Annotated in this window: 12 protein-coding genes; 4 read left to right on the top strand and 8 right to left on the bottom strand. The window is 40.2% G+C overall.

Annotated elements, in window-relative coordinates:
- Positions 1-94 precede the first annotated feature (94 nt).
- Positions 95-805 carry a hypothetical protein gene (locus M3610_RS13200; RefSeq protein WP_251459632.1) on the top strand — a complete coding sequence of 237 codons (711 nt, stop codon included), beginning with the start codon at positions 95-97 and terminating at the stop codon, positions 803-805.
- 55 nt (positions 806-860) lie between these two features.
- Here M3610_RS13200 and M3610_RS13205 read toward each other — a convergent pair whose 3' ends face one another.
- From M3610_RS13205 to M3610_RS13225, 5 genes are all read right to left on the bottom strand, one after another.
- Positions 861-5,438, bottom strand: a complete 4,578-nt coding sequence (locus M3610_RS13205; RefSeq protein ID WP_251459634.1) for a S8 family serine peptidase — start codon at positions 5,436-5,438, stop codon at positions 861-863.
- Positions 5,439-5,686: 248 nt separating this feature from the next.
- A complete protein-coding gene (locus M3610_RS13210) occupies positions 5,687-6,487 on the bottom strand; it encodes an ABC transporter permease subunit (RefSeq protein ID WP_251459636.1) in 801 nt (266 codons plus the stop codon).
- Positions 6,488-6,509: 22 nt separating this feature from the next.
- Entirely contained in the window at positions 6,510-7,307 is a 798-nt protein-coding gene (locus M3610_RS13215) for an ABC transporter permease subunit (protein WP_098571608.1), read from the bottom strand.
- Positions 7,308-7,322: 15 nt separating this feature from the next.
- Entirely contained in the window at positions 7,323-8,198 is an 876-nt protein-coding gene (locus tag M3610_RS13220; RefSeq protein ID WP_251459638.1) for an ABC transporter ATP-binding protein, read from the bottom strand.
- Positions 8,199-8,210: 12 nt separating this feature from the next.
- Complete coding sequence (locus M3610_RS13225; RefSeq protein WP_251459639.1) at positions 8,211-8,837, bottom strand: TetR/AcrR family transcriptional regulator; 627 nt, start codon at positions 8,835-8,837, stop codon at positions 8,211-8,213.
- 195 nt (positions 8,838-9,032) lie between these two features.
- Between M3610_RS13225 and M3610_RS13230 the strand changes: the two genes are divergently transcribed.
- Both M3610_RS13230 and pepT read left to right on the top strand, forming a co-directional pair.
- Positions 9,033-10,019, top strand: coding sequence for a nuclease-related domain-containing protein (locus M3610_RS13230; RefSeq protein WP_251459641.1), 987 nt, complete (start codon positions 9,033-9,035; stop codon positions 10,017-10,019).
- 270 nt (positions 10,020-10,289) lie between these two features.
- Entirely contained in the window at positions 10,290-11,522 is a 1,233-nt protein-coding gene (gene pepT / locus M3610_RS13235; protein ID WP_251459643.1) for a peptidase T, read from the top strand.
- A gap of 41 nt (positions 11,523-11,563) precedes the next feature.
- On the opposite strand, the gene M3610_RS13240 is transcribed toward pepT, so the two are convergent.
- The gene (locus M3610_RS13240) at positions 11,564-12,505 is read right to left on the bottom strand and encodes a phosphotransferase (protein ID WP_251459645.1); all 942 of its coding nucleotides are present in this window, start codon (positions 12,503-12,505) and stop codon (positions 11,564-11,566) included.
- 158 nt (positions 12,506-12,663) lie between these two features.
- Between M3610_RS13240 and M3610_RS13245 the strand changes: the two genes are divergently transcribed.
- Positions 12,664-12,789, top strand: a complete 126-nt coding sequence (locus tag M3610_RS13245) for a DUF4023 domain-containing protein (protein WP_098571613.1) — start codon at positions 12,664-12,666, stop codon at positions 12,787-12,789.
- A 238-nt stretch (positions 12,790-13,027) separates the two neighbouring features.
- On the opposite strand, the gene M3610_RS13250 is transcribed toward M3610_RS13245, so the two are convergent.
- Complete coding sequence (locus M3610_RS13250) at positions 13,028-13,633, bottom strand: hypothetical protein (RefSeq protein ID WP_098571614.1); 606 nt, start codon at positions 13,631-13,633, stop codon at positions 13,028-13,030.
- An 11-nt stretch (positions 13,634-13,644) separates the two neighbouring features.
- On the bottom strand, positions 13,645-14,826 hold the full coding sequence (locus M3610_RS13255) for a ParM/StbA family protein (protein WP_251459647.1): 1,182 nt from the start codon (positions 14,824-14,826) through the stop codon (positions 13,645-13,647).
- Positions 14,827-15,057: the final 231 nt, after the last annotated feature.

Consider the following 15,057-nt stretch of genomic DNA (forward strand, 5'->3'; position numbering starts at 1 on the left):
CTCAATCAACTAATTTTAATATGTTCCCAAAATAATCCACTAATACTTAGAAATAGCAGCGGAGAGAATAATTTTAAAAAAAGGAGGCATTTTTATGTTGAAACGAAAATGGAAAATCTGGGGCTTCCCGTTCTTTGGTGCGGTAATGATGCTAACAGCTTGTGCAAGTCAAAACGGAATAAAGGAAAATGAAGTAGGGGCTGCAGAAAATATCAATTATCATGATCAGTCAGTGAACAACAAAGGAAATGGACATGTCCAAAACCCAAATAGTGTTAATGTGATTCCAAGTGTCGACAGAGCCAAGAAAAGTACAACCAATCGGAACAGCCAAACAACCGAAGGGGTAGGCACAAATGTTTATAGTTTGATTGGCAGTTCCAGCCTTCATGACGGCGGGATATCCTCTCATTTGGAATCACGCCTATCTGGGGAGGGCATCCCTGGGATCAAAGTATTTGTCCTAGATGATACTGTTATTTTGGCTCGTGCCAAACATGAAACCACTTCAACTCGTTATGATGAACTTCAAAATAAGGTGTTAAAAAGCACCTCCGGCTCCTCAGGAAAGGGGAATCTTGACGGAGTGGACCCAGATAAGTTAAATAATGACGATAATCTGGATCGAGCAAAAGAAGTGATTGATAAGGCTTTTAACGGTAATGTTCAGGTTTTAACGATTACAAACCCTAAAGCATTGACGCTGATTGATGGAATCAAAGCCAATATCAAGGCGAAAAATCCATCCTACAGCAAGCTTTCAAGTGATATTATTACCCTTGTGAAAATGTCTAGTGAAAAGTAAACACAAAAAGGAACGCTCGAATCAAAAGTGATCCGAGCGTTCCTTTTTGTTCTTATTATTTACTTAACCCTTTGGATACCACACTAGAATAGGAACTGTAAACCTTAGAACCATTTACCGTACGATAAGCTCTTACTTTATAGTAGTAAGTCTTGCCCTTGGTTAATTTCGTATTCTTGTAGCTTGAAGAAGTGGTCGATTTTACTTTTTTGTAGCTGCCTGATTTTGAAGTGGCTCGGTACAGTTCATAACCGCTTGCACCACTTACTTTAGCCCAAGAAACTTTAATAGACGTACTGCTTGCTTTCGCAGCCTTCACACTTGTAGGTGTTTTAAGGCTTGGCTTCGCACTTACAATGCTTGAGCTTGGACTTACCAGTTTTTTACCTTCAATAGTTGTATATGCAACAACCTTATAGTAATAGGTTTTACCTGTAGTCAAGCTGCTATTAGCATAGCTAGCTGTGCTTCCGCTGACGGTTGCTACTTTGCTATAGGAACCGGTTTTAGATGTGGCACGGTATACTTCATAACCACTTACACCAGTTACCTTTGCCCAGCTGACGGTTAATTTATTGTAGTCAGAAGAAGCAGCTTTTACAGATGTTGGTGTAGAAGGATTTTTAACAAAACGTGCATATACGTTAGTGTCTGCCACAATCGGCGCGTTAAAGTCAAACTTGGTTTTAAAGCTTGCATCTTTATACCAGCCGAAGAAGGTATAACCTGATTTAGTTGGAGCTGCTGGAGCTGCTGCCTTTGAATTCTTAACTACGTCCGTTTGCTTAACAAGAGTGCTTCCGTTGTAGAATTTTACTTGATAGCCTTGGAAGATATTTACCTCTTTGATTGTCTTATTGCCTGCAATATCAACAAGTTCAAGAGTAAAGGTATTTTTACCAGGGGCTAGATCAAGCTTGGTAGAGACTTCTTTGCTAATACCCTTCATCTCAAAATGATCTGGATTAGTATCATTAAAGAATTCTTCGCTTCCATCAACAAAGTAGCGAATCTTGTCAAAGTTATCAGAAATCGTTGCTTTAAGGTCAACAGAGCTTACATTTGGTTTTACTTTTGACGGAACATCCACGCTGATTTTTGGTGCTGTTGTATCAACAATCAGATCTCGGACTAGGTAGGAAATCTTATTTCCGGCCACATCTGTACCAGAAATTTTAATATTATGAACACCATCTGATGCAACAGTGACAGTTGTGCTGAATTCATAACGTGCTTCCTCAGCATTAAATGTTAACTTTACAGGCTTCCCTTCAACAGTTAATTCACGAATTTTTGAATCATCTGTTAGATATCCCTCAACAGGCAATTTATGAGAATTGTAGACTCCTGTTGCACCAATGGAGGTAACATGAATAAATGGAATTGTACCATCATTTGCACCATTTGTTACGGTAGCTTCGGCCATACTAGAGTTACCTGCAAAGTCATAGGCAGCGACTTCTACTAACGCACCAGCTGCTGGAGTTTCTTTTAATGTATACTCTGTTTTATTGCCCGCTAATGGGAGTTCGTCATTACCATATACAGATTTACCATTTACCGTAATATCGTAATAAGCCACACCCGAACCAGTTTTGTCTGTCGACGCAACGGTTAGTTGGTTGCCATTTACGCTTGCTGTTACAGTAGGTGCAACTGTGTCAACTAGGACAGGGAATGTCACTTTTTGTGCATCTTTACCAGCATAATCAATAGTTGCATCTACTTCGTAGAAATATTCACCATCTGCAACTAGCTTGTTCTTTATTTTTCCGTCCCAAGCATTGGCAGGATTTAAGTAGTATTGAGCTCCTCTTCCGCCATCGTTAAAGTTTTTAGAGACAAGATTATCAGATTTAAGTTTGCGAAGAACATTACCATCTTTATCAACAATCTTGTATTCTACTGATTTAGCATTACGCAAGAAAGACAGGATTGGAATGGCATTATCATTCTGGCCATCACCATTTGGCGAAATAGCAATTTTATCAGCCTTTGCTGAATCATCTGCAGGATTGACACCTAAATAGTTATAGTTCTGATTACCATCTTCGTCCGTGCCAGTTGCTGTCAGCATACCAGTCCAGCCATAGAAGGAATCAGCAAATTTATCATCGTAAATCATTGAATCAATAATTGGTGACTTATTCCAATCACCATTGAATCCTACATATGGTACAGAAACCGTCGGATTTATATCGTTAACATCTGTTAACGTAACATATCCTTCCACGAAATAACCATTAGCAAAAAGGACATCTAACGGGACGTTATAAGCCCAGTCAACAGTATCTGTTAAATCAACAGTTACATCTAATGTCACACTGTCTTTCGCAGGGATCGTCAGCTCATCTTGGCTGAACGAAATAGGGAATTCACCCTTCCATGGCGCTGCTTCTGCTACTGTTCCGTTTTTATAAATTCCTTGAGACTCCAATTGATCTACAAGGTAGCCATTATCATCCTCTAGCACTAAATCTGTTAACACACTTCCGTCCACTTTATACGTAACAGCTTTGTCGGAGAAGTTTTGTGCTTTAAGGGTAAATGTTGCTTTGTTCCCTTTGATTTCTTTTAGTGCAACTTTTGCTTCATTTGTGGCAGCGTTGGTTACCACGATTGGTGTACTTAATGCAGCATGTAATTGCATCACACCCGCACCTTGACGACGTGGTGAATAAGGATTTTGCGTATACGCCGCATTATATGTGCCCTTATCATCAATTACCTTGCTTGTGTTCATTAAAATGTTTTTGGCCATGCCCACTTTTGCTGCACCTGAAAGATCAGCAAAGTCCTCCTTCACCCGTTCAAGAACAAGTGCAGATCCACCAGAAACGTGCGGGGCCGCCATCGATGTCCCACTCATCACACCATAAGAGTTGTTATTAAGCGTGGAATAGATATTTCCACCTGGAGCAGTGATTTCAGGTTTGAAATCTAAATTAGATGTCACGCCCCAAGAAGTGAACGTAGACATTTGTCCAGCAGATGGATTTTGTGTTATTTTCTTATCTCCTTGGAATTCAATCGATACTTTCTTGCCCGCATCTAATGCTGCCTTCATTGCATCCCCATCAGATTTTAAAGCAAATAGCTGTGGGATCTTGATTTCTGGAGATGTAGCCATGCTGAGTAAACCACTTGTGTTGTTATAAACAATAATTCCTGCCGCACCTGCCGTTTGGGCATTCATCGTTTTTTCAACAAATGTAAGGGTTCCACGTTTAACTAATGCGTATTTCCCAGTGAAATCTTTACCTGCAAAATCAGAGGGCTGTCCAATTCCCGCATCAAGAATATCAAATTTCTTTTGCTCTAATTTATTTGGATCTACGCTGCTTGAAGAAAGATATGGAGCCTTCCCAGCTTCCGTACCGTCAAATGAATAAGTAGCAGCATAAAGATCGAGATAGTTATTCTCGAGGGACGCAACCTGTAATGAGCTGTTTGAACTACCAGGTGTACCAACTACACCATAATCAGGATTTTCAGCTAACGGATTGCTATAGCCATCTCCCAAGTGGTTAGAGTTACCAGCGGAAATGGACATTAACACACCATTATCCACTGCTCTTTGGACAGCTTCTTGCTCTGGTGCATTCGGCTGAACGAAACCAGCTGTCGAACCTAAGCTCATGTTGATGACATCTGCGCCTAACTTAATCGCATCGTCGATCGCTTTGATTTCAATATCGCCCCATGTAGAAGGCATTTCTGGATCATTACCGAAAATTTTCAGGGCAAGCACTTGAGCTTCTGGTGCAACCCCTTTAATGCCACCTTTGCTTTCATCCCCGTTTGCTGCAACCGTTCCAGCAACGTGCATACCATGCATGGAAGCATCAGGACCTAGATCAAGAATTTGTGCATTTTCATCATAATAGTTATAACCGTAAGGAACTTTTTCAGTGTAAAACTTACCTTGCAAGCCCTTTTCGGCAACCGCAGCATCCACTTCTCCTTTGGTAAGTGCCGCTTTGGAACCATCTGTTAAAATAAAATCTTTGTGGCTCGGGTCAATCCCGGTATCGATAATACCAACGACCATTCCTTCACCTTTTTTACCGAAGTCTTCCCAAGCTTTTTGAGCCTCTACAATTTCTTTACTATATAACATGTTTGGCTCAATTTCGGGACGTTGATATTCAGTTGCAATCGACACATTTGCAACCCCATCTACTGTTTTAATGGCAGCGATTTGACCATATTCGACCACACCACTGAATCCATTAAATGTAGTCGTAAAGTTTTGTTTGAACTGCATTTTGATCGCCTTTTTGGCAAACTGGCCTTTTACAGCCTGCTGGGCATCTAGTAATTTATTTTGGAGTTGTGCTTTGACTGATTTTGATAGCTCGCTATATTTTTTCCCTTGCTTTGTTGCATATGTAATCGCAGGGTCACCATCAACTTCAACAATTACACGAACTTTATCTGATTTTCGGTAATTTTTTCCTGTCTCTTTTACTTTTACTGATTTTGGAAGTTTTTTCGAGGTACTAACTTTAGCTGCTGCTGTTGTCTTACTTGCCTTGCTAGTCTTTGGCAGTGAAGGTGCTGCTGCCGATGCAAAGCTCGAAAAGACCATTAAAAAGACCAAAAGTAACGGTAAAACTCTTCTGATTTTCAACCACTTTTCCCCCTTTATTATTTTTCTAGTAATTTATCACTCTACTAGAATAAAGTGATAAGCAAAATAACCTTATCCCCCCTATTTGTCCTATTCTCTTGCATAATTAAGTTTATTTATAATTAATAAAATAGTCAATAAATTTCAAATATTTATTCACCTATTTTTTGGAATATGGTGAGTCTTTTTACATATTGTTTTTTTACTCGCTTTTCATATTAAAAAAAGACCGAAAATCGGTCTATTCGCTATGCATTCAAATCTCTCTTTTTATAAAAAGTGAAGGTAACCGCTAATAATAGGGCAGCTACGATTACTGATATAACAATATATAAAGGTTCAAGCCCACTGCCTAACATTAGATTCTTAGCTTCGAAATATTTAAACGGGGTAAAATATTTCATGCCTTCCATGTTCTCGTTCAAATCAATCACAATCGATAACATGTACGTTAGCAGCAAGATTCCCGTTGCCAGCGATGGGGATGTTTTCGGTTTCTTTTTTACGGCTGCCAGCGAACTGCCAATAACCAAGAACAAGACTTGTAAAATAAACATGCCCACCTGGGTGAGGACAATTTCACCATTAACGGCTTCACCCGCGCTGTTGTATTTTTCAATAAGGGTTATGGCTGAGATCAAGGTAACCAGATTAAAAATAACGATATTCGTGAACGCAGCTAATAGTTTTGCCGTAATAATCTTCGTTCTAGAAACGGGTTTCACGAATAAAAACTCCGCTGTTTTGTCACGCTCTTCTTTCGCAATAATCGAAGCCCCAAGCATCGCCGCATGAATGGTCGCCATTAATAACAAATATATATACAGTAATGAATAATACCCGCTAATCTTCGATAAATCGACCACACCAAACCCCATGACCGCCTTTAGCGATTTAGGCAAATCAGCAATAAGATCATTGATGGATTGGCCCGATGAGGAATAGGCAGCGTATTTAGCCATTCCTGAAGCTACCATAAGCAAGACACCAATGCTCCAAAAAATCAGCGATTTTCGGTACGATTTCAGTTCCTTTACAAATATATTCATAACCTAATCCTCCTTTTCACAGCTATACAGCATGGATATCCTTTTTTAAATAAACGAAATAACTCACAGCGACTGCCAAAATGATAACCACGGCACCAGCCGCTAAAAAGGACACTTCATAGCCAGAATGTTTGATGATATAGGCGGTGTCAAAGTATTTAAATGGCGAAATATAGCGTTTCGATTCCTCACCATTCGTGCTGCTAAACATCCCCAAAAAGTAAAACGCGAATACGGTTGTAAGTGAAACGGAAAGGACAGATTTAATCTTTGGAACAATGACTGAAATCATTATTCCTAACGCAAGGAACATCAACTGAATAAAAAACATGGTAAGTGAAAGCATGATTAATATTTTTACACTGAAAGCGTCTGTCTTGACTTGAAATGTCACAATAATTGTAACCACCAGGTAAATGACATTTGTGATGACAATTGAGGAAAAAGCTGCAAGCAGTTTCGATGTCAATACCGCTGTCCTCGTAACCGGCTTGGTTAATAGAAAATCAGCCGTTTTCTCGCGGACTTCCTTGCTGACAATGCTTGTGCCCAGGTTCATCCCCTGAATCGCCCCGCACAAGGTAATGAACGATAATGGAAAACAATAGAAGCCTAAAATCGTAAAGAAATTGCCGAGGTTAAAACCGATCGCATTTCTAATCGCCTCAGGATATCCTTCCATGATCTTTTTAAAATCATCTGCATCCTTTGCAAAGGCAGGATAAAATGACATAAACAGAGCAATGATCAGCACTAAGGAAGCAGTCCAGATGATCGTTGATTTCCGGTACGCCTTCAACTCATGAAAAAATATATTCATAGTTTTCTAGGCCTCCTACTCATAATAATGCATAAAGATCTCCTCAAGGTCTGGCTCTTCTATCCATAAATTCACGAGTTCAATATCGGCAAGTTTTTTCATGATGGCATTAATATTCCCTTTAAATAAAAAGCTGATGATGTTGCCTTTGACTTCTAAATTGTTGACGCCACTGATATTGAAAGGGTCCATATCGAGCGGCACTTTCGTTTCCACTTTAAACTTCTTATAATTGTTTTCTTGTAAGGTACTAATCTTTTCAACGGTTACAATCTTACCTTCTTTAATGATCGCCACCCGGTTACATAAACGCTGCACTTCGCTGAGGATGTGTGATGAAAAAAGAATGGTAGCCCCTTTTTTATTTTCTTCTTCTAAGAGCTCAAAGAATTTCTGCTGCATAAGCGGGTCAAGGCCGCTAGTTGGTTCGTCGAGAATAATCAACTTTGGCTCATGGAGCAGCCCTTGAACAATGCCAACCTTCTTTTTATTTCCTAAGGAAAGATCATCAATTTTCTTATTAAGATCCAAGTCCATAATCGCAGCTAATTCTTTGATTCTTTTACTGCAATCTTTTTTATAAAAACTAGCTGAATATTTTAATAGGTCCTTAACCTTCATATTGTCATAGTAAAAAACTTCAGAAGGCAAATAACCAATTTCTTTTTTAATTTCAGGCGCAAATTGAACGGTGTCTTTACCAAAGATGGCAGCACTGCCGCTGGTTGGGTAAATCAGCGACAGGAGGGTCCGAATGGTGGTTGATTTACCTGCACCGTTTGGGCCAATGAATCCAAAAATCTCGCCTTCTTCCACATGAAAGCTAATGTCAGTAATCCCTCTTGATTTCCCATAGGTCTTGGTAAGATGGTTAATTTCAATAACATTCATTGTGACAGCCTCCTACTGTTTATAAAAACATTTAATCATGACCTCAAAATACTCTTCTGCTTCGGCTTGGATTTTGTGATAATCGATCTCGTGGCCGGGGGTTAACTTTGCTTTTTCTATCGCTTCATCACTCATTTTTTCAAATGTCCAACTGATCATTTTTATGATTTTCTTGAGATCGACATCCTCCCTAAATTTCGAATAATCAATCCCCTCATACGCCTTTTCAATATTGATATGCGTCAGTTCTGACTTTTTTTTATCAAACTCAGCCTTTATTTCAGCCGATTCGTCCATAAATACCTCTTGCATGAACTTCAAGATATCTGGATAAGTTGAGAGCATTTCCATTTTAACGATGATGGCTTGACGCATTCGGATAAAGAAATCCGTCTCTTGAAGATTAATTTTTTTGTAAAATTCGTCGATGATCAGTTCGTAGCAGTAATCAAAGACATAAAGGAACAATTGCTTCTTGTTTTGAAAATAATGAAACAGCAATCCCTTGGAAATACCTGCTTCTTTGACAATTTCATTCGTCGATGCCCGGTCATATCCTTTCCCGGCAAATTCCTTAATGGCTGCATTTATTATTCGATCTTGTTTTTCTTTATCTAAGTTGAGAAACTTCGAAAACATGGTTGCGGCCCTCCTTTTTTTGCATTGACCACATCAGTCAATCACATTGTACTCCCGTTGACTCAACTGGTCAATAGTGGTCAAGCTATATTTTTTACAAAATTATGAAATGGTCAGTTGATGTATAGTATGGCCTGTGGGGATGTGCTACGATGCAGGGTGAAGGTACTGTTTTGTGAGGTGATGGACAATTTAATGAAAGACCGAGATGCATCATTGACGTTGGAAGGATTAATTGCCGCGCAGCAGCGGTTAGCCGTTGACCATTCGCTACAGTCGGTTTTGGCGGCAAAGCGAGGCTCTGTCGAGGCGGGGATTGGCGGAGAGGAGAGGGTTGCTGATGTCTTCCGGAAGCACCCGTTTTCTGATGAACACCATATTTTCCATGATTTATCTCCTGCATGGCGCGAGCATTTCCAAATGGATTCCTTTGTGCTGACTCCTTGGTTTGGTACAGTTTTAGAAGTGAAGAATATTGGCGGGGTTCTGGAATTCAAGGATAAACCGCCCCAATTGATCCGCACAAAGGAGGATGGACACCAGGATGGGTATGAGAGCCCGGTTGTCCAATTGGAGCGCAATCGCGAACTAATTAGTGATTGGCTATGGGGTCGAAACATTGATATCCCGATATTCGGTGCCGTTGTATTGGCCTATCCTAAACAAATTGTGGCCGCTCCCCCTAAGAATACAAACATCCTATTCCCCAGTTTGATTCCCTCTTTTTTGAAAAGTATCCCACAACATGGAAATAAGTTGGACCACGAAACCTTTAACTGGCTATCTGCAGAACTTTTGAAAAGTCATCGACCTTTTATTCCTAAACCAATATGTGAAACTTATGGTATTCCTTTCGGTGATTTTCAGCCTGGTGTAAGGTGTGTGACCTGCGGGAGATTTGGCATGATTAAGCAGCCCCGGACATGGTGCTGTCCGCATTGCGGTGCGGTCGACCACATTGCCCACCAAAGGACATTACGCGAGTGGTTTTTGATATTTAAGCGAACAATCACAAATCGAGAGTGCCGGGAGTTTTTGGGGGTGGATGATATTCATGCAGCCAAGCGTATTTTGCTGAGTATGGATATGCAAAGTGAGGGAACCTATCGAGATCGGTACTATTTTATGGATTTAAGATCTACTAACCAAACCAATGATCGGGAGACGATTATTGTTCCGTAATGTCGCCAGTAAATGATTTCTATGCGCCAGTTACAGAGGCTTATCCGCCAGTATTTGGTGCCTATCCGCCAGTTATTTGCGCTCTCGCCAGTAATGTGGGCTTATCCGCCAGTAAATAGAGCTTATCCGCCAGTAAGTTACCGCTATCAGCCAGTAAAGTCCCGTCATCCGCCACTAACCCGCCCGCCACTCACTATAAAACGTGTAACCGCTCTCCCATAGTGATATGATAGTCATGAATTCAACTCAATTTAGAGGAGTGTAGTGGAATTGAAGAACGAACTGATTGAAAGATTTACTTCCTATGTTAAAGTTGACACCCAGTCCAATGAAAACAACGAAACTTGTCCATCCACCGAAGGTCAGTGGACACTGGCGCGCATGCTTGTTGAAGAATTACAAGCGATTGGGATGCAAGAAGTCACAATTGATGAAAATGCTTATGTGATGGCGACCTTACCGTCGAACACAGATAAAGAAGTCCCAACGATTGGCTTCCTCGCCCATGTTGATACAGCAACAGATTTTACTGGGAAAAACGTGAACCCGCAAATCGTTGAAAACTATGATGGGAACGAAATCGTCTTAAACGAGGCCCTTAAAGTCGTGATGTCACCGAAGGATTTCCCAAGTCTTCCTGACTATAAAGGTCACACCCTGATCACAACAGACGGCACAACGTTGCTAGGGGCAGACAACAAAGCCGGCATCACTGAAATCATGACCGCCATGGCTTATCTGTTGAATCATCCAGAAATTAAACACGGTAAGGTCCGCGTTGCGTTCACCCCAGATGAAGAAATCGGCAGGGGACCACATAAGTTTGACGTTGCGGCGTTCAATGCCAAGCATGCTTATACCGTTGATGGCGGCCCGCTCGGAGAATTAGAATACGAGAGTTTCAACGCAGCGGCGGCAAAAGTAACGATCAAAGGAAACAACATTCACCCAGGATCCGCAAAAGACAAAATGGTCAACTCGATGAAAATTGCGATGGAATTACATAGCAAGCTCCCAACCCAGGAAGTACCAGAACATACCGAAGGATACGAGGGCTTCTTCCATCTATTAGCATTCAATGGTGATGTAGAACTGACCAAGCTCCACTACATTATCAGAGACCATGATATGGACAGCTTCAAGGCTCGTAAGACATTAATGGAAAGCATCGTGAGTGAACTAAAGTCCAAATACGGCAGCGACTCCATTCAACTCGAACTCAATGATCAATATTACAACATGGGTGAAAAAATTAAACCGGTGATGGAAATTGTTGATATTGCTCATGAAGCGATGGTGAGCCTTGGCATTACGCCAATTGTTAAACCAATCCGCGGCGGCACCGATGGCTCACAGCTTTCCTATATGGGTCTGCCGACACCGAATATTTTCACTGGCGGGGAAAATTTCCACGGTAAATTTGAATTCATTTCCGTGGATAATATGATTAAAGCGACTAACACTGTCATTGAAATCATCAAATTAACGGAACAAAAAGCATAACTAAAAAAGCTCGCTTTGACTAACTCAAAGTGAGCTTTCTTTCATAAAAGCAGTGCTGCGGCACATTGTCGAAGACTTGACACCGTTTCTTCAAACTGATTATTTAGCTGCTCAACAGACCATTTCCCGCCATTTCCCTTTAGATCCTTTTGTATCAATAACAGCATCCAAATCGAAAACACAGTTGCCACTAAATAATACTCCGTAAAAAAACATTCCCGGTCATGCTCATATGTAACCAGATCAAGATACGTTCTCAAGATTCTTTCCCGCAATGGACTTATTACTCTTTTCGGAAAAAGAGGATGGGACATATCAATCAGGTGGTACAGGTCCCAGTGTGGAGAATTAAGATGGGCGTGCTCCCAGTCTAAGATCTTCAATTCGGTACCAGCAACCGCAAAATTTCCGGTATGTAAATCGCCGTGGGTCAACACTTGAAGCTTTGACAACTGCCAATCACTTAGTTTCTCAAAAATAGCATCGACGAGTTCCTGCTTCATGGTCAAATCAGACATTAAACGATATACTTCATTCTTCTTACCAAAGACCTCAGCTATAATTTCCTCTATTCTTGGCTTCAGTCCATTAAGTGGTACATTCCCCAATTGTTCAACCGGGAGAGAATGCCACCATGCAGTCCACTTTATAACATCTAATACTATCTCCTCATTAAATTCATGCGAGAGCTGGCCGAGGTCCTCAAGAATCATCCAGTTCAGTTCGGTGCAGTCATTTATGGAGTAAGAAATAATTCTTGGAAAAATGGCTGGGAAATGGGGAAGGATATGTTCATAAACCCAGACCTCTTTGCCTAATTGACCATTATTTGTTAGTGGTTTAAAAATATAGCTTGAATCCTGGGTCAGATAAAATCTTTCGACAAATCTCCCATTCATTCCTTTATAAAGGATTTCCTTTTTCAAAATTAACTTCTCATTTAAACCCCCGTTGGCCTCAACAATATTGTTAGGCAGCTCCATTAACACACCACCAAATCTATTAATAGTTTAATAGAGTTATTTTTACTAAAAATATATTGGTAATCTTTATGCAAAACAAGTGAAATGCATTACTGAATATTTTCAAACAGCTTGGTCAAAATAACACTGGTTCGATTTTTTCAAGGAGGTTAGGCAGAATGGATAACCGTAGCACACATGAGTTTGTAGAACAGCTGCATGAAAAGCAGGCAAAAGATCAAAAAAATAAACAACGTCAAGCAACGAGTCAAAAAAGCCAGAGAATGCCGAATAAACAGCATTAATGGGAAAAGCGCAAGCGCCCTGGTCAGCGGCGTATGGCCTGGAGCGCTCCAACTGAGATAAAGGAAACACGAAGAGCCGGAGGCGATTCGATGTTGACTTATCGTAGGGCGGAGAGCGAAGGACACTAGCCGCTAGGGCGCTGGAGCTAGACAGTAATCTAAGTTCAAAAACTTATACTTTTCTCATAATAAGAAAAGGGCCGGCCTCACGAGATACGGTGAGGCTGGCCCTTTTAAATTACTTATTCATATTTGCAAGAAAACCACCAAGTAGGTCGTCAATATCCAGCTCGACTTCAGTTTCCTCTTCTTCAGGTGAAGGCTGCTTTTCTTTTGCATCTTCCCAGTCAAAATCGCTGAGGTCATCATCCATATCACTTAAGTCGATAGGGGATGGCGGATCCTCCTTACCGGCAGCAATCTGAAGATAACTGTCATCTTTTTGGAGTTTCTCGGGAAATACTTCTTCCTGAAGATACAAAGCTTCATCGATATCGATTGAATGACTGTTTAATGATGCCAGCAGTGCAGTCGAACGAACTGGATCAGAAATCAGCTGATAAAGAATACTTCCCAGCAAGGCTTCTGAATGCTCATGCTTCAACCAATTCCGCTGGGCTTTCGTTAACTTATGGGGGAGGGGGATCGTAATGGTCTCCTTTTCCCGCGAAACAGAACCACTCACACCTTGCATCACAAACTCGGCAATTTTACTAGAAAAATTCCTTCGCTCTGTATCCTTTAACTTTTGTAAATGCTTTAAGATATGGTCAGGTGTATCAGAGGGGATGCGAAAGGATATGGCTTGACCCCTCTGAACCTCATTTGAGGCTGGCTTTTTCATATATAATCACCTTATTTAGCTTTTACAGGTTCAACTCTAGGCGCTGGTTGTTGTCTTTCTGACTTTCGAACAAAGTCGATGATGAGTTTATAATAAGCGTTAGCCATCATCCAAATACTTTCTTTCTCATCTTCAAAGAAATCAATATTGTAACCGTCTAAATTGTTATTTAACGTTTTAAGATATTCCTTTAAGACATTAGCTCCGCCGCCAACAAAGTAGCAAATTTCTGTTTGGGAGTTTCTCTGCCAAACATTACGTAACAAACGATATTGCTTTTTAGCTAGATCAAGCAGGATGCGATCGGTAATATCATGCACGCTTGTCCGGCTTCCTTTTACCATAATATGATTGCGATCACTTTTCTTCGTAATAATCTCAACTACATCACGGCGGCTATCGAGCTCAACGCCATGCTTTGTTCTAATCTCTTCGCGAATTGCTTCTAATGATTCTGAAACCCCTAGATTAAACCCTTGGGCTTTATCATCATCAACATTACGATTCTTGATGACAGCGATATCTGTTGATAATCCACCGATATCTTGAATTAAGATGCGCTTATCAATTAGATCCTTATTGATGATTTTCCCGCTATTATCCAAAACAAGATTGATAAATGCGGCGAAACCTTCAGGATATACTTTTACTTCATCAAATTTAATATTAACTTTTAACCCTTGGTACTTTGGAGTGACAAGGAATTCAACTTGATGGACTGAACCTACTAGTTTAGAGCGGTAGCCTGCATCTTTTCCTTCTTTTACTTCGCGAAGGGGAAGACCTGTTCCTAACGTATAATTGGCATCAATTATATTTTTAGTGCGCGGGAAAGCATTTGAGTTATTTTCCCTTACTGCGTCTAAAGCTAATGTTGCAAATAGCATGATTAATGTTTGATCTTCTTCTGACTTGCTGCTGCCAGGGTCTAATTCAGTAGCATTAATACTTTTAGTAGCTAGATTACCAATACGGAAAATTCCGTTGTTCTCTTTTAAAGCAGGGGAGTGGACTTTGATGTGAATGCCATCTAATGGATTTTTATTATCAAGTTCTTCAATCCCAATAACAGGTCGATCTTCTGTATCTCTAGCAATAATGTTAGGAATATTTAATTCATATTCAAGTTCTCCGAAAATAGCCTTAATAGAGTCATTCCCTACATCAATAGCTGCAACTCTGGATTTAGTCATTAATATCATTCCTTTTCAATTTATAGATTTATTATTTTTTATACTGGGTATGTAATTCTAGTTCCTTCTCTTAGGTTATAGAAGATTAATAGATTCTTCAAGATTTCTTAGCAAAAAAAAATATAACTGTAATGATGTAAACAATATGTAAACTTTAGTGCGTTGTATACATTTTTGTAAACACCAATGACAAATCTGTATACAAAGCTCAAAACCTATATGTGTACTGGT

It is taken from the genome of Neobacillus sp. MER 74 (assembly GCF_023714155.1).